Below are 16409 nucleotides of genomic sequence, written 5' to 3' on the forward strand. Positions count from 1 at the left end.
TTAGAATTTGACATTAAGACCGACAGTATAGGCTTTCAGCAACGGCACTGTAGTTTGGTCGCCACCACTTTCCGGATCGAATAGTTTTACTGCAGAGAAGGTGAACGCATTTTGTGCATTGACGTATACGCGTACCATTTTGGCCTTGATTCTTTTGGTCAAGAACTCCGGCATCGTATATCCTAATTCGATATAACGTGCACGGAGGAACGCACCATTCACGCGCCAGAAGTCGGAGAAGTTCGCATTGTTACCTGGTGTTGGCGTCAGGCGAGGACGGGTGGCATTGGTATTCGTTGGTGTCCAGTAGTCCAATTGGGATTTCTGAGGGGTACCACTTTCACCGCCGATATTCAATGGAATAGCGAGGTTTCCGCTGTAGAACAATACGTTACCAGATTGGCCAGAGAACAGGGTTTGGAAATCAAATCCTTTGTACTTTAAGCCCAGGTTGAAGAAGAAGATATCAGTAGGCTCTGTTTTACCCAGTGGAATTTTATCAGAGTTGTTAATGATATCATCGCCATTTGTATTGATAAAGTGGATGTCGCCCGCTTGTTGGCCGGTAATTTTCATCACTTTAGGATCATCGATATCAGATTGTTGCAGTAATCCTTTTGTATTGTAACCGTAGTATTCCTTGAGGGAGCCGCCCACATATAAAATGGTATTTCCACTCACGATCGGATCATTTGTTACCAGTTTGAGGATAGTGGTGTTATTTTTCGTATAGCCGAGGCCTGCATCGATGATCAGGTCTTTTCCGGCTACTTTATGCCAGGATACTTTGATTTCTTCCCCGCGGTTTCTTACGCTACCAATATTGGTAGGAGCGCCATTGTTGCCGGAACCAATACCTGTACCAGAGGAATAGTTCGCAATCGGGATGATAATCATATCCGATGTTACTTTATCATACCATTCAGCAGTGATACTAAAGCCTTGTTTCAGGTGGATATCTGTACCGATGTTGAGCTCTTTAATTTTCTCCCAGCCGAGGTTAGGGTTTCCGATAACGGTTTCTGTACCGTTACCGCCATCGATTGCAGATTGATAGAGATATGGATCGAGATTACTATTACCCATCACGCCCCAGGAGCCTCTTAATTTGAAACCGTCAACAAATTTTACGTTGAAGAAATTTTCCTTGTCGATGTTCCATCCTGCTGCAACAGAAGGGAAGAGACCCCATTTTTTACCAGGAGCATAGATAGAGGAACCATCGCGGCGAATACCGGCTTCCAGCAAGTAGCGGTTATCATAAGTATAGAAAGCTTTTGCGAAATAGGACCGGAGGGCAACATCTTTCCAAGATTCATAGGTACGTAGTTCTTGGGTGGCACCTGCAATCGCATTGACAGTATGTTTCCCGAAATCGTGACTATAATCCAGGTTGCTACCGAAGTAGAGGTAAGTTTCCCTGGCAGTGAGTGTAGCTGATTTCACCGTAGGATAAGAGGTACCGGCAACACGATTGGTATAGTAATCGAAGAATATGTAAGATTCTTGGTCTGCTTTATCGATACCGGAAGCTACGCGATAACTGGCTTGGCCTTTCAGGGTGAGTCCAGGCAAGATGATCCACTGTGGGCGGATGTTTAATAAAGCCTCATCACGTGTTTTACCTAATCTACCACCTTTTTCCAGCATGGCTACTGGGTTCCAGCTTTCGCCATAAATACCATAATAGGTATAACCTGGATTATCTGGTTTGTTAGGGAATTTGGAAATCACATTTGGTGGTACCGTGTACATACGTCTGTAGATATCGGTAGTCAGTCTGTTGCTGGCATACGGTTGGTTCTGCAGGGTACGAGATGCGAAAAGGTCCATGTAGACAAAGAATTTCTTTGTCAGGTCCACAGTAGTGTTTGCACGTACAGTAGTACGGCTATAAGCGGAACTGCGTACATGTCCTTCTTGCCAGGTTTGGTTTACACCGAGAGAGAATCGGGCTGCGGTGTTACCACCAGACATGAGGATGGAATGTTGTTGGATGGGGATTGCTTTACGCAGTACTAGGTCAGGCCAGTTGGTGTTAGGATACTGCACTGGGTCTGTACCTTGTTTCGTCATCAAAATAGTGGAGTCGCTGTAAATAGGATTTCCACCGTAGTTGATCATCGCCTCATTATTCATCCTCATCCAGGTAGCGGCATCTACGAAATCCGGCATGTATTGTGGGCGTTGTACCCCGTAATAGGCATTATAATCGACATTGGGAACGCCTGCCACTCCACGTTTGGTAGTAATCAGGATTACACCGTTTCCAGCTCTGGAGCCATACATAGAAGCAGCGGCAGCATCTTTGAGTACCGTGATGCTTTCTACAGTGCTTGGATCGAGGTTGTTCATATCAAAGGGAACACCATCTACCAGTACCAGTGGGGCCGCACTTTGTAGGGTACCTACACCACGGATGCGGATGTTTGCTTGGTCGCCACCAACCAGACCGGTAGTCTGTGCCACTTGGATACCGGTGGCGCCACCTTGCAGTGCCTGTGATAATTGTACAACAGGTTTATCTTTCACGTTATCCATGTTCACCGTACTAACGGAGCTGGCTATATTTTTTACCTTTTGGGCACTGAAACCAGTTACTACTACCTGATCCAGGTTTTTCAGATCTGGCTTCAGGGAGATGATCAAACCAGCTTGTTCGTCGCGTACAGTATATTCCTGTGGTTTATAGCCGATCATACTGATCACGAGCACACTACCTTTCGTTACATGTAGTTCGAAAACCCCGTCTACGTCTGTTTTAGCGCCTTTGGTAGTTCCTTTAACACCAACTGTTACACCTACTAGAGGTCCGGGAGGATCTTTGGCTTCCAGAACACGCCCCAAAATTCTGACAGTTTTTTCCTGTGGGGGCGCCACGGAGGGAAAGGACTCCACATTGCTTTGTTTCTTTTTTACCACTACCGTTTTATCGATGATATCGTACACCAGTGGCTGATCTTTGAAACAGATGTCTAGTGCCTGTTTCAGCGGTGCTTCTTTCACCTGCATGGACACAGGGGATACCGCATTCATTTCTTGTTCTTCATACACCACATAAACGCCTGCTTGTTTGGCAATTTTTTTCAGCACAGATTTCAGTTGTTCATTCTTGGTGGTGATGGTGATGTTCTGGGAAGTGCCGGTGGCGTAGACATTCATCAATGCCAGCAGCATAAATAGTGAAGTAATACGCATAATCCGGAATATTTTTATACGTTTTTCAGCATCGTGCTTAAAGGCAATCGATTGCACTTTTAGGCACGACAATACACTTGACTTCAGGTTGGCTGAAGCCCCTGTGGATAAATGTAGATGCATACATCAGTGGAATTTGGTGATATACTATAGTTGATTATTACATTGGATTCTTTTTACGCATAGCGATCGGTTTTTAAACAGTACGGATAAGGATGGTCTGCCATCCTGACATTCAATTGGTGTTTTTGAATTTTGGTTGTTTAATAAATAGTTTTTTCAATAATTGTTTTACTTCGCAACAGATAGAATTGTTAGTTTTCTATTATTTAGTTGACAGTGCACATTATATAGTTCCAGTATTTTCATAACATCGTTCAGGTTCATATCGCGGCCTATTTGTCCGCCGAATTTTTTGGCTGCTACTGATTGTTCAGGTGCGGCTATATCGATTTCTATATCGTACCAGCGTGCCAGTTGACGTAGGAATGCGGGTAGATCGGTGTTTTCCAGTTCGAAGCGTCCATTGCGCCAGGCCAGTACTTTATCCAGGTTGGCTGGTTGTAGGTCCATTTTACCGTTGCTATTCAGGATCGCTTGTTGTCCGGGATGCAGCAGTTGGTTGTTATTGCCTTGTTTAACTTTTACAGCACCGGTTACCAGGGTAGTATTGATACTTGCTTCATCCTGATAGGCCATTATATCGAAGCTGGTGCCTAATACTTGTACTTCCATATCATGGACCTTTACAATAAAGGGTTGCTTCGTGTTAGGTGCGATATCGAAATATGCCTGACCTTCCAGTTCCACTATTCGTTTATCCGTGAAGGTGATAGGATATTTCAGGGAAGATGCGGCGTTGAGCCATACGTGGCTGCCATCTGGCAGGACAACTTGGAATACCCCACCACGCGGGGTTTCCAACTTATTGAATGCGGTCACATTCGCGCCGGTGGTGCTATATTGCAGTTGGCCTTTTTGTTGGCGTATATGCGCAGCAGTGGTATTGATTTCTTGGCTAGCGGTATCGTTTAAAGTGATTTTAGAACCATCTGCCAGGGTGAGCACTGCTTTATTGGTAGCAGGCGTAATATTTTTGGTGGCCACAGCAGCAGGTGGCAGTTTCGGTTGTTGACGGAGTATGGGAATAGTCAGGCCGATACCTGTAGCTACTGCGGCTGCAGCCCACCAGTATTTTTTATGGGATCGTTTTAAAGGAATTACAGCAGCCGGTACGGGTTGGGTATTGGCCTGAATTTGTTCCCACATGCGGCGGGAAGTCCCTTCCGGCAGCGGATTGCCGTCGGCGAGGTGTTCCCGGAACAGTGCGGCGGCCACTGCTTGCATGTCGCTGGCATCTGTTCTTTCCAGGTAGGTTTTCAGCCACAGTTCCTCTTCTTCCGTACGATGTACGGAAGTAAGTATTTCCTGTAGTTTTTGTAAATCACTTTTCAACGAAGAAATGTCTTGTTTATATATGTATACAACGGGAAATTAAAAAAGGGGGGGGAGGGAGAAAAAAAATTACAAAAAATTAATCAGCAGGAGGAATGCTAATGTGGTATCGGCTACCATATGTTTGCTAACATAGTCGCGGATGCTGTGCATGACTTCCCCCAGGTATTCTTTGACGGTATAGCGGGAGATACCCATTAATTGTGAGGTTTCCTCATAAGTGCGTCCTTCCATTTTACAGAGTTGGAATACTCTTTTTTTCTGCGGGGACAACTGACTGATGGCGGCTTCCAGTATTTGCCAGCGTGTTTCCAGCAGTACAAGGTCCTCTTGGGCAGCTTGTATTTCCGCAGCAGCGGCAGTTCTACTTTTCTCCCGAAGTTTTTTCTTCAGACTGTTAACGGCGCGGTTGAAAGTGACGGTAAACAGCCATGGGCCTAATGGACGTGCAGTATCTATTTCCTGACGTTTCTCCCAGAGAATGATAAATGCTTCCTGGATGATGTCTTCGGTTTCGGAAGTAGATTGAAGGATTTGGAATGTTTTGCGGTAAAGTGCGTGGTGGTATCTATCGTACAGCGACTTAAACGCCGACTGGCTGCCGGCGGACAAACTCAATAAGAGTTGTTTTTCATCGTGGAAATCGACTGTGTTGATCAATAACTGGAATCTTGGTTGATATTCCAAAGTAATCAAAAAGTACGATACCAACCTGATATTGAATTGATAAATGCTGATATTGGATTGAGCGAAAGTCGTCTCCCTAAAATATAATAACCGGGCAAAAAGGCTTAACAGGCTTTTGGTATCGCTCTATCCAACTGAGCTACCCCGGCTTCCCGGGAGCGGGATTCGAACCCGCCACCTATACAATCACGAAGTACCCCGTTAATACGGCACCGGTTATTAAAGACATCAGAAAAAAATTGACAACTGGGCAAAAAGCATAACAGGAATCATTGCTCTACCAACTGAGCTACATCGGTTTCCCGATGGCGGGGGTCGAACCCGCGACACATGTACGCGAAGTATCCCATTATTACGGCACTAGTTGTCAAAGAATTTAGGTTATAACATCAATGGATAAACGAATCACAGGGCAATCAACCATTACGGGTGAAAATCTGTCGACTCAGTGCCACTGGCATTACCAGGGCAACGGTGGGGACTTGAACCCCATTAACGACTACCGGGTAGAAGTAACCCGCAATTTACGGCACCTGTGAAAAAATTTGATAAAGCGGCTGGGCAAAAAACGCAACGAGCCTTATTAGGGTCAGCGCTCTAACCACTGAGCTACATCAGTTGCCTGATGGCGGGAATTGAACCCGCGACCACTGAGTGTCGAAGTATCTCACTACTACGGCACCTACCGCTTTATCAAAGTAATTGTTTTTCAGGGAAAACAAACAGAATGATTATAATTGAATGGCGGATATATGTTCTAATGCATCTTGTCCTTTATCAATTGCCTCCATCACTTCAAACACTTTGTCGCTCCATCCGGAAATCAGGTGCACATCATTCTCCTCGATACTCAGCGGAGCTTGACCCAATCCCGCCAAGTCGAACAGGTAGAGCTTTGCAGCAGGGAACAGTTGTTTATATGCTGTCCAGGCCTGTTTCATGGCATTGATGTGTTGATTATGTTTTGTGCTCCACATCTGGCAATCGGTGAAATACATGATTTTATCTGCTGGATATTTTCGCTTTACCAGATCTGCCAATACCAGGTGTGCGTTGGTGCTGTATCCCACTTCGCCTTCTCTTTTATAGAAAGCGTCTACGTTGGCAAGGATATTCTTTCCTGGCAGGTTCACCACTTTCCAAGTATCACCGAACATACCACTCAACACGTTATCGCATTTAGACTGCAACATCATTCCCAGCATCAACCCAATATCGTACGACAGGATTTTGCTCTTGGCAGAAACAGACTTTTGCATAGAACCAGATACATCGCAGGCGATGACCACCTTGGTATTGGCATTGAACCCTTTCAGGTTGGCAATGCTGGCATGTAAAGCCGCTTCCAGTGCTTCCATTACTTTCCCGGTCATACCATGACGTACTTCCCGCAGTTCGCGGTAAGCCGCCAGGAATCGGAAAGGCAACTGTTTTGATTTTCTCACCGCCTCCGGGGAAGACAGCAGGTCGCATACATCTTTTATATGTTCCTTGCTGATCTCTGCTTCCAGCATGTTGCGCAGGTTACGCATCATGGCCATGTAGCCCAGATCCTGACTATCGATCAATGCTTCCCAGGTACCACGGAAGGCTTTTTTCTTTTCTTCCTCGGTGGCATACTTTACTTGTCCTGCAGCGGAAAGCTGTGTTTCCCAAGTGTATGGTGTGGCCAATTCCTGTTTGGCGATTTTATTGAACAATTCCTGTTGTGCTTCATCTTTCGCTTTAGGATGTACGAGGAACAGGGCATCCCGCAAGGTGATGGCTGTTTTTCGGTCATATTTCGCGAACTGATATTCGTCGAAGCGGTTGAAGGCGGTGGTCAATCCTTTCTGCACTTGCTTGCTCAGCTTATGCAGTTTTTTCGTCTCTTTACGTTCATTGGCCATGGTGTAGTATGCCAGCAACTCGGTAATTTCATCTGCACGTTGTACCACTCTACCTACTGTCTGGCTAACAAGGGTATCTCCGCTGTGTTTTTTGGCCAGTTCTACTGCCAGTACCATAGGGATGCTGCGCATGTACATTTTTTCACGGGCGTATACCGCCAGCTTTGCTATGAACGCAGGATCAGTTTTATCCATTAGCCCACGGATACGATTCAGCTTTTCTGCTCCTTTTTCATAGAACTGATCGCTCAATGAAGCCGTTACCACGCTGGTGTACAGCTCCATTTCCGGAGTCAGCTTATACGCCGTATATCCTTCATGGTTAGTTGTTAACTGTGTGCCGCGTTTAAGAAAATTGAATTTCATATCCTTTGGGTTTTATTATTTGAGATGAACGATACAAAGATGCGAGGGTATCTGCGCAGTCTTTTTGCGTAGTTCAAAAAAACTTTTATTTTTTAAAAATTATTTATTTCGACACTGTTACAAGTTGACAAAGTAACCAGGCAAAAAGACGCTCCAGGGTAATATCTACGGCGTTTTACCCATTCAACTATTCCACCTTTGTGGAAGCAGGATTTGAACCTGCATCACCGACTTGGATCGAAGTATCCCTGTGCTACGGCACTGATTACTTTGTCAGCAACAATGTATTTTGACAACCGGGCAAAAACAGTAATAAGTGTGTATGATATGAAATATCATGTCGTTGCTAATACGAAGTAACTTATCACTACGGCACCAATTGCCAGTAATTTTTGGATCTAACAACAATGAATGAAAATCAGTCATTTGTCATTGACCCTACAAAGATGCATGCGTACCTGCGCAGTCTTTTTGCGTAGTTCAAAAAAAACTTTAATTTTCAGGAAAATATTTTTGAAATGCCTGTTAACCGGAACGCCCTTATCAGATATAAAGCGATAGACACCTGTCTTAGAAACCGCCGTAGACGCTGGACACTGGAGGATTTGATCGATAAAGTTTCCGAGACCCTATACGATTATGAGGGGATAGAGAAAGGGATTAGTCGCCGTACTATCCAGGGCGATCTCCAAATGATGCGCAGTGATAAGTTGGGATATAATGCCCCCATTATTATAGTAGAGAAGAAATATTATACTTATGAAGACCCGAACTATAGTATCACCAATATCCCGCTCAGCGATGCGGACCTTTCCCGCATGACGGAAGCTGTAGAGGTACTGAAGCAGTTTAAAGGGTTTTCCCATTTTGAACACCTCAACGGCGTAGTACAGAAGCTGGAAGGCCACATATATGCTTCGGCACATAATCAGCATACGATCATCGACTTCGAGAAAAATGAAAACCTGCGAGGGTTGAACCACTTGAATGTTATATATGATGCCATCGTGCATGAATATGTGCTAGATATCAACTACCAGTCCTTTACAGCAAAAGCGCCATCCATGATCTCCTTCAATGGCTGGTGGCTGAAAGAATTCAAGAACCGCTGGTTTGTAGTAGGTAGTAAAACGGGTTTCAATTCTGTCACTTCTTTGGCATTGGATAGAATACACGATGTGAAACAGAATAAAGAAGTGCTTTATGAAAAAAGCAAATTTGGTCTGACCCCAGAAAGCTATTACCAGCACGTCATTGGAGCTACCGTAAATGATATGCGTCCCAAACGTATTCTTATCAAGGTCAGAGGAGAGCATGTTCCCTATGTGGCCACCAAACCCTTGCATACCAGTCAGACGATCATCGAAACAGGAGATAGATACATGATTATTGAATTGCGGCTGATTCCAAACTTCGAATTGGAAAGAGAGATTCTAGGTTATGGCCCTGGCATGGAGGTGATCCAGCCAGAGGGATTGCGGAAGAGACTGGCCGAGAGAACCAAAGAGGCTTCGCGTCTGTACTCAGCGGAATAGCTTAAATTTAGGAAGCTAAAACATCCTGTTATGTTACCTTCCGAATTTGACTTCAATACCGCGTTGAATCAATCACCTGCCCTGGTGGATTTTAATGCCTTTACCACCAATCGGATGCTGAAGGATACCCTCCATGCTTACGGGGCGGATTGGGCGCATCCAGAGGCCGTAAAATTCGGGGAACTGATGGGGAGTGCGGCCATGCAGCAGGCAGGCGCCCTCGCCAATAAACACCTGCCGCAATTACATACCCACGATCGCTTTGGCAATCGCTTAGATTTAGTGGAATTTCATCCCGCCTATCACGAATTGATGGCGCTATCCATCCAGGCAGGCGTACATTCCATTCCCTGGACTACCGATAAATATGGCGGTTACCTGGCACACAGCGTCCTATCTTATCTGAAGCAACAAGTGGATGAAGGGGTTTCCTGTCCGCTTACCATGACCTTCGCAGTAGTGCCTTCCCTGCAAATTAATTCCACCATTGCGGCCGACTGGCTCCCGAAAGTGGTGTCCAATGAATATGATTTCCGTGCTATTCCCTGGATGGAAAAGAACGGAGTTACCTTCGGAATGGCCATGACGGAGCCACAAGGAGGCAGCGACGTACGGAGTAATATTACCACCGCCGTACATGTAGAAAGCGGTATCTATAAAATCACTGGGCGCAAATGGTTTTGCAGCGCACCTATGAGTGATGCTTTCCTAGTGCTGGCACAAGCCCCCAAAGGACTCAGTTGTTTCCTCGTACCCAGATTTACCCGCGATGGGATCAAAAATAAATTGTACTTCCAGCGTTTAAAAGATAAGCTGGGTAATAAATCCAATGCTTCTTCAGAAGTGGAATTCCACGGTGCTTGGGGAGAGCTGATAGGTGAGGAGGGTAGAGGAGTGGCCAGTATTATGGAGATGGTGAGGCATACGCGACTGGATTGCGCCATCGGCTCCGCGGCTACTATGCACAGAGCTGTGGCGGAAGCCATCCACCACTGTCACTATCGGCAGGCATTCGGGAAAAATCTAGCAAACCAACCCCTCATGCGGAATGTACTCGCTGATCTGGCACTGGAATCTATTGCAGCCACCACCCTGGCCATGCGTATCGCGAAAGGATTTGATGACGCTAGGCACAACGAAGACGCCCAACATTTTATTCGTATAGCCACTGCCGTTGGTAAGTTCTGGAACACCAAAAGAGCCGTGCTCGTTCTGGGCGAAGCGATGGAGTGCCTAGGTGGCAACGGTTACGTGGAGGAATCGGTGATGCCTCGCCTATACCGCGATGTTCCCGTTAATGCCATCTGGGAAGGTTCTGGAAATATCCAAGCATTGGATATCCTCCGCGCTATGCAGAAGGAACCTGCCAGCCTAGAGGCCCTCTTGCAATACCTGCAAAAGGGGTTGGGAAGTCATGGCCAGTTGGACCGGCATCTCCATAAAACTATCAGCTTACTTACCAGCAATCCATCGGAACAACAGGCAAGAATAATAGCGGAGTCTGTAGCATTGGCTATTCAGGGAGTTGAACTCATCCAGGTGGCGCCCGCACCTGTAGCTGCGCTCTTCTGTGATGTACGTTTGTCAGCGCACAGATCCATGACGTGGGGCGCATTTTCTGAAACGCCTGTGGACCTACTGGAACAGGCTATCCATCAGGCTTTCGAACGGAATGAGTAAACATAATTCTGATAAATTTACAGGGTTTTAAACATTTTGGAAATATACACTGTTGAATACTTATCAAAATAATCTATTGGTGGAAACCAGAGCTATATTACTTGCTGATTGGATGTAGCAATACCCCTCATCATTATCAGAAATCCTTTGATGATAAAGTCGTGCCGGGACTGGCGGCCTTTATTTTTTTTGTGTTGCTGGTAGGGATAAGGATTGACAGTAACCTCTAAAAATTTAGTCACCGTGTAGTTCCTGGCATGGCTATTTATATTTTCCCTAACACATTTTTCAATATTATTACAGCCTAGTAAGCATTATCCAAACCAAAATAATTGTTGATGAGAAAATACCTATTGCTCTGTATACCCGTGTCTATCCTGTCTTACGGTTGCATCTATTACCCAGCTCATACCCGAACCACAGCCTCCAATCGTACCGAACATGTACGTAGTTCGCTGATGCCTGTTTTTAATGAGAAAAAGCGGAAAAAGGCCATTCAGCCTAGCATTAATTTTATTGAAGCGGTGAAAAACTATCGGGTGAAGAATAACCATTTTCCACAAGATCTGTGGAACCTGGAAAATGATTGTGATTATAATCGGACGGCCTTTCGTACGATGAAAGAAATAGGATTCACGCATCTCTCCATTGATTATATTTTTATGGACTCGATGGTGGTTGCATTTCAACATGATCCTACCAAAATACCAAGTAGGGATGGCGTAAAAGGACAATCTATCGGCATGACTACTACCGGTAAATTTATTTTCACGTATAATAGGGATTCTTCTTCTTTTATGTATAGTAAAATGATAGATTAATTTCGAGATTGCTTCACTGTTCCTCTTTCAACAACGCTTCCCCATAACTGTCACATTACATGGCTTCGTCACATACCCAAGCGCCCACTGCGCTGACTGGCCATTGTTGCTACCCAATGGTTCCTCAGTGCAGGGGCGTTGAGTAATTGTCCTCTTTGCAGCGCAGCTTCCCGGCTGGCTAATTCATGTGGTGCAACCACCTTATCTTGTTGTGAATACAACTACTAGTGTGTAGAAAAATAGTATTATTAAAAGATTACCGTACTAAAGACAATGGTGTACAGCAATAGTTGCATGCCTAATTAAAAATACTTTTTTACGGCTGTTTGGATAAAACATCAGCGCCGCTTTAGAGTAAGCGGCGCTGATAGGGGTTTTCATAGGTAAATATTATTGAATGTCCCATATACCAGCGCTTCGCTCCAGTTCCACTAATGCGGAAGCGTAAGCAAACAGCGCTTGATGATAATTTTGTTGCAGATCGTTATAAGTACGCTGTGCATTGAGTACATCTAATAAGGGCGTATCACCTCTTTTGTAACTGTATATTTTCCCATCGAGGATTTGTTGTGCTTCCGTCAGTAAGCCTTCCTGGAATTGTTTCACCTGCTTATGTGTGTTGATATAGTTGAAATAAGCTTGTGTAACTTCTGTACTGATTTGTAATTTTACTTGTTCCTCTTGGGTGGCAGCCTGCTGAATCCCGTAGCGAGCGGCTTTCAGCTCTCCCTTATAATGATTGGAAAATTTCAAAGGAATAGCGATGCCCGCATTTACACTTTTGTATGCTGGCGTAGGTGCGATCTCGTTAGTAGACTCGCCATTTCCTGTTATTCCTGCATTGATACCCAGATCAATTTTGCGATTTGCTTTTACCAGTTGCAGGTTTTTTTCTGCTGATTTCTTTGCATTCATCGCGGCTACCGCATCTGCGCGATTAACTTGCGCATTTGAAATCAGGTCAGGAAGTGGGAAGACACGGTCCAGTTTGTAAGGCAAATTTTCTGGCATTGGCAAGGTGTCAGCGCGACTACTCCCTAGTTGATTATTCAGCCCTACGAGTGCTGTTTTCCAGGATGCTTCTACTGCATAGTAATCATTCAGCATACTGCCTGCTTCCAGCTTGGACTGCCTGGCATCTACCTCCGTGATGGCGCCCGCTTTGAAGCGAATCGCGTCTGCGTCAGCAATCTTCTTCATGGAATGATAAGAGTCCAGTTGCACATGCATGAGATTATATTGCAAGACAGCATTGAAATACGCCAGGGTAGCGTCTGCACGCAGGTTACGGTAATAATCTGCTAGTAAGGCTTTGGTCGTTTCCGCCTCGCTACGAGCGAGTCCTATCCTGGCGCTACGTTTACCACCTAATTCCAAGGTAGTACCGATACCGGCCGACCAGCCATGTCCCAATTGCATTTTATGGTTTTGGTTATCATACAAACCGCCGCTCAACTCCGGATCAGGAAAGACTTTCGCACTTTCGATAGCTGCAGTTGCGATGCTGACGTTATATTTTTCAGCAGCGTAGCCCAGGTTCTTTTCTCCCACCTGGTGCAGGTATTGCTCCAATGGAATACGTATAGTCGGAAACGTTGTATCCACCTGCGCATTGGCATAAATACCCGAAAGCAACAGGCCGGAAATTAAGAATATGTTGATAGTTCTTGGCATGTCAAAATTTTTATGCTTTTACATAATCATCTTTACCCCAGCGGTTTTCCACTAGGTAGTAGATGGCAGGTAATACCAGTAAAGTAATAGCTGTAGCTACAAATAATCCATATACAATTACAGTAGCCAGTGGTCTTTGTACATCTGATCCGATGCCTGTGGCCAGCGAAGCGGGAAGCAGACCTAGGGCTGCTACCGAAGCGGTCATCAATACAGGACGGAACCTGTTCTTAGTGCCGGATAATACTGCATTCATCAATGGATAACCTTCTTTTCGTAGGTCATTGAAATGGGAGATGAGTATCACACCGTTCTGAATAGCTACTCCAAACAGCGCAATGAAGCCCACTGCGGAAGAGACGTTCAAGGTCATTCCTCGTACATTCAATGCCAACATACCACCAAATAATGCCAATGGTACAATAGACAATATCATTCCCGCCTGACGGAATCTACCGAAGGCGCCATACAACAACAGGAACATAATCGCCAATGCTAATGGTACGATGAAGGTGAGTCGCGCATACGCCCTGTGCTGGTTTTCAAATTGACCGCCCCATTGTATGCGATAACGTTGATGGTCGTACGGTACTTCTTTTTCAATCCTGGACTGCGCTTCCTGAAGGAATGTAGTTAGGTCAGTACCGCGCAGGTTCAGTTTCACGGTCAGGTGTCGTTTGTTCATTTCCCTGGTGATGGTGCTTTCGCCAGTGGCCATGCGGATATTCGCTACTTGCGACAATGGTATTTTCACCCCGTTGGAGGCTGTCAGCATTAGGTTGCTGATTTTATCAGCGGAGTTTCTTTCTGCTTCGCCGTAACGGCATATTACATCATATACTTTATTGCCGACGAATACCTGGGAGACAGCCTTTCCTCCGATGGCTACCTCAATCAGTTCTGTGACATCGCTTACATTGATGCCATATCTGCTCAATGCATCTCTGTTCACAGATACTTGGAGTTGTGGCAGTGGTGGCTCCTGGTCTATTGCCACATCAGCGGCACCCTTCACAGAACGGATCACTGCTGCGGTTTTCTCAGCGATGGCGCGGGTAGAGGCAAATTCGTCTCCATAAACCTTTACTACCAGCTCACTATGCGCACCGGCAATCTTATCCATCACCCCATCAATCATAGGCTGACTAAAACCTACCGTGTAGCCTGGCATGCTAGCGTACTCTTTCGACAAATCTGCAATCAGGTCACTTTTTGTTCTACCGTTTTTCCATTCTCCATAAGGGCGTAATCCGATACTGCACTCAAAGTGGGAGGCAGTCCAAGGATCCGTACCATCGTCATTTCTGCCGGCTTGTATCATCATATAGGTGACTTCTTTATGACGTAAAGTGCGGGCACGCAGTGTATCACTCATCTCCCTAGATTTCGCCAATGAAATACCTGGAGGCAACTGCACTTGCAGCCAGATAGAACCCTCATCCAACGGCGGAAGGAAATCCTTGCCCACGGTAGCACTAAAGAAAATAGCGCCGGCAAAGGCAATAGCAACAGGCCAAAATACGATCTTGGGCTTGCTCATAATGCGGTTGGTCAACGCTTCATATTTTGCGGTTAACCATTCCAGCCATTTGTTGTGATAGATCTTCACCGGTTTGCGATAGGCCGCGAAAGCCAATCCTGGTATGAGTATCAGTGCCACGGCCAGTGCACCCAATAAGGCATAGCCTACGGTGAAAGCCATCGGTGTAAACAGCTTCTTTTCCACTCTTTCAAAAGAGAACAGCGGCAAATAGGCGGTGATGATGATAATTGTAGAGAACAATACCGGTTTGGCTACGGAAACCGCCTGCTTAGCTATAGATGGCTCTTCCAACATATGCTCATGATCGCTTTCCCGCTTTTTCAGGATCGTTTCCAGCATCACGATAGCACCATCCACGATGATCCCAAAGTCCACCGCACCAAGGGAAAGCAGGTTCGCAGGGATATTGGTGAAATGCATCAAAATGAAGGCAATCAACAAGGCGAGTGGAATCGTGATCGCTACAATCAAGGCCCCGCGCCAGCTTCCGAGGAATACGATCAATACAATCAGTACGAGTCCCATTCCTTCCAGGAGGGTATGACTCACTGTATGTAAGGTGGTATCGATCAGGGTAGTTCTATCCAGGTATGGCCTAATGCTCACTCCTGGCGGCAACAGGTGGTTATTCAGATCATCTACGGCTTCGTGTATGCCTTCCAGTACATTGGAAGGATTTTGTCCTTTCAGCAGTAATACAATTCCTTCAACACTCTCGGAATAATCCACTTTATGATCGGTATAACCAAGAATACCTTTCCGTTCCAGCTCTCCTAGTTTAACATTACCTACATCCTGGAGTAGTACCGGCACTCCATTCACCGAACGGATCACAATGCCTCCTAAGCCTTCCAGGTTTTTCACCAGACCGATACCACGCACCACATAGCCGAGATCGCCCTGTGTGAGCACGCTACCGCCGGCATTGGCATTGTTGTTATTGATGGCTGTTTGTATATCTGCGAGGGAAACCTTGAACTGTTCCATTCTTTTAGGGTCCAGTTCAATCTGGTATTGCGTAGTAATGCCACCGAAATTGGTTACATCTGCAATACCAGAAACCTGCTTGATACGTGGGATGATGGTCCAGTTTTGCAGGTCGGTGAGTTCACGCAAGTTATGATGCTGGCTCTCTATGATGTAGCGGTATATTTCGCCAACAGGAGAGGTGAGTGGGTCCAGTCCTGGTTTGGCATTATAGGGAAGTCCCAGATCGCTTAATCTTTCGTTGATGCGTTGACGTGCCCAGTAGTCTTCGGTACCATCTTTAAATACGATGGTCACCACGGAAAGACCGAAAGTACTTTTGCTACGCATGACAGATAGGCCAGGCATGCCATTGAGGGCGCGTTCAACAGGAATGGTAATTTGTTGTTCCATTTCCTCTGCTGCCAGACCTGGTACTTGCGTCACCACTTGTGAGGTGACATCTGCAATATCAGGATATGCTTCTACAGCCAGTTGTTTCCAGGAATAGTATCCGAAGATGGCCAGCAGTACAAATAAAGCTAGGAACAGCCATCGTTTGGCGATGGCAGTAGTCATAATTTTCTTCATGGGA

Annotated in this window: 9 protein-coding genes; 3 read left to right on the forward strand and 6 right to left on the reverse strand. The window is 45.7% G+C overall.

Features of this window, described 5'->3' with window-relative positions:
- The 4 genes from JO154_RS12190 to JO154_RS12205 all read right to left on the reverse strand — a co-directional run bounded on the left by JO154_RS12190 (position 1) and on the right by JO154_RS12205 (position 7595).
- On the reverse strand, positions 1-3321 hold the full coding sequence (locus JO154_RS12190; protein WP_291945776.1) for a TonB-dependent receptor: 3321 nt from the start codon (positions 3319-3321) through the stop codon (positions 1-3).
- Positions 3322-3489: 168 nt separating this feature from the next.
- Positions 3490-4653 (reverse strand): FecR family protein, encoded by a 1164-nt coding sequence (locus tag JO154_RS12195; protein WP_291945778.1) that lies wholly within the window; start codon positions 4651-4653, stop codon positions 3490-3492.
- Between the two features lie 69 nt (positions 4654-4722).
- Entirely contained in the window at positions 4723-5313 is a 591-nt protein-coding gene (locus JO154_RS12200; RefSeq protein WP_291945780.1) for an RNA polymerase sigma factor, read from the reverse strand.
- A gap of 758 nt (positions 5314-6071) precedes the next feature.
- A complete protein-coding gene (locus JO154_RS12205; RefSeq protein ID WP_291945782.1) occupies positions 6072-7595 on the reverse strand; it encodes a TROVE domain-containing protein in 1524 nt (507 codons plus the stop codon).
- A 518-nt stretch (positions 7596-8113) separates the two neighbouring features.
- On the opposite strand from JO154_RS12205, the gene JO154_RS12210 reads away from it, so the two are divergent.
- From JO154_RS12210 to JO154_RS12220, 3 genes are all read left to right on the forward strand, one after another.
- The gene (locus JO154_RS12210; RefSeq protein ID WP_291945784.1) at positions 8114-9130 is read left to right on the forward strand and encodes a WYL domain-containing protein; all 1017 of its coding nucleotides are present in this window, start codon (positions 8114-8116) and stop codon (positions 9128-9130) included.
- Positions 9131-9160: 30 nt separating this feature from the next.
- The gene (locus JO154_RS12215) at positions 9161-10810 is read left to right on the forward strand and encodes an acyl-CoA dehydrogenase family protein (RefSeq protein ID WP_291945787.1); all 1650 of its coding nucleotides are present in this window, start codon (positions 9161-9163) and stop codon (positions 10808-10810) included.
- A gap of 338 nt (positions 10811-11148) precedes the next feature.
- Positions 11149-11631 carry a hypothetical protein gene (locus JO154_RS12220; protein ID WP_291945789.1) on the forward strand — a complete coding sequence of 161 codons (483 nt, stop codon included), beginning with the start codon at positions 11149-11151 and terminating at the stop codon, positions 11629-11631.
- Between the two features lie 390 nt (positions 11632-12021).
- Here the strand turns inward: JO154_RS12220 and JO154_RS12225 are convergent, their stop codons facing one another.
- Together JO154_RS12225 and JO154_RS12230 are read right to left on the reverse strand one after the other, a co-directional pair.
- The gene (locus tag JO154_RS12225; RefSeq protein ID WP_291945791.1) at positions 12022-13305 is read right to left on the reverse strand and encodes a TolC family protein; all 1284 of its coding nucleotides are present in this window, start codon (positions 13303-13305) and stop codon (positions 12022-12024) included.
- A gap of 10 nt (positions 13306-13315) precedes the next feature.
- Positions 13316-16405 (reverse strand): CusA/CzcA family heavy metal efflux RND transporter, encoded by a 3090-nt coding sequence (locus JO154_RS12230; RefSeq protein WP_291945793.1) that lies wholly within the window; start codon positions 16403-16405, stop codon positions 13316-13318.
- Positions 16406-16409 lie beyond the last annotated feature (4 nt).

The organism is Chitinophaga sp. (genome assembly GCF_019236475.1).
Lineage (GTDB): Bacteria > Bacteroidota > Bacteroidia > Chitinophagales > Chitinophagaceae > Chitinophaga.

Coding starts and splice junctions, on each gene's coding strand:
- JO154_RS12190 (WP_291945776.1), bottom strand. CDS start 3,321: ATGCATCTACATTTATCCACAGGGGCTTCAGCCAACCTGAAGTCAAGT.
- JO154_RS12205 (WP_291945782.1), bottom strand. CDS start 7,595: ATGAAATTCAATTTTCTTAAACGCGGCACACAGTTAACAACTAACCAT.
- JO154_RS12210 (WP_291945784.1), top strand. CDS start 8,114: ATGCCTGTTAACCGGAACGCCCTTATCAGATATAAAGCGATAGACACC.
- JO154_RS12215 (WP_291945787.1), top strand. CDS start 9,161: ATGTTACCTTCCGAATTTGACTTCAATACCGCGTTGAATCAATCACCT.
- JO154_RS12220 (WP_291945789.1), top strand. CDS start 11,149: ATGAGAAAATACCTATTGCTCTGTATACCCGTGTCTATCCTGTCTTAC.
- JO154_RS12225 (WP_291945791.1), bottom strand. CDS start 13,305: ATGCCAAGAACTATCAACATATTCTTAATTTCCGGCCTGTTGCTTTCG.
- JO154_RS12230 (WP_291945793.1), bottom strand. CDS start 16,405: ATGAAGAAAATTATGACTACTGCCATCGCCAAACGATGGCTGTTCCTA.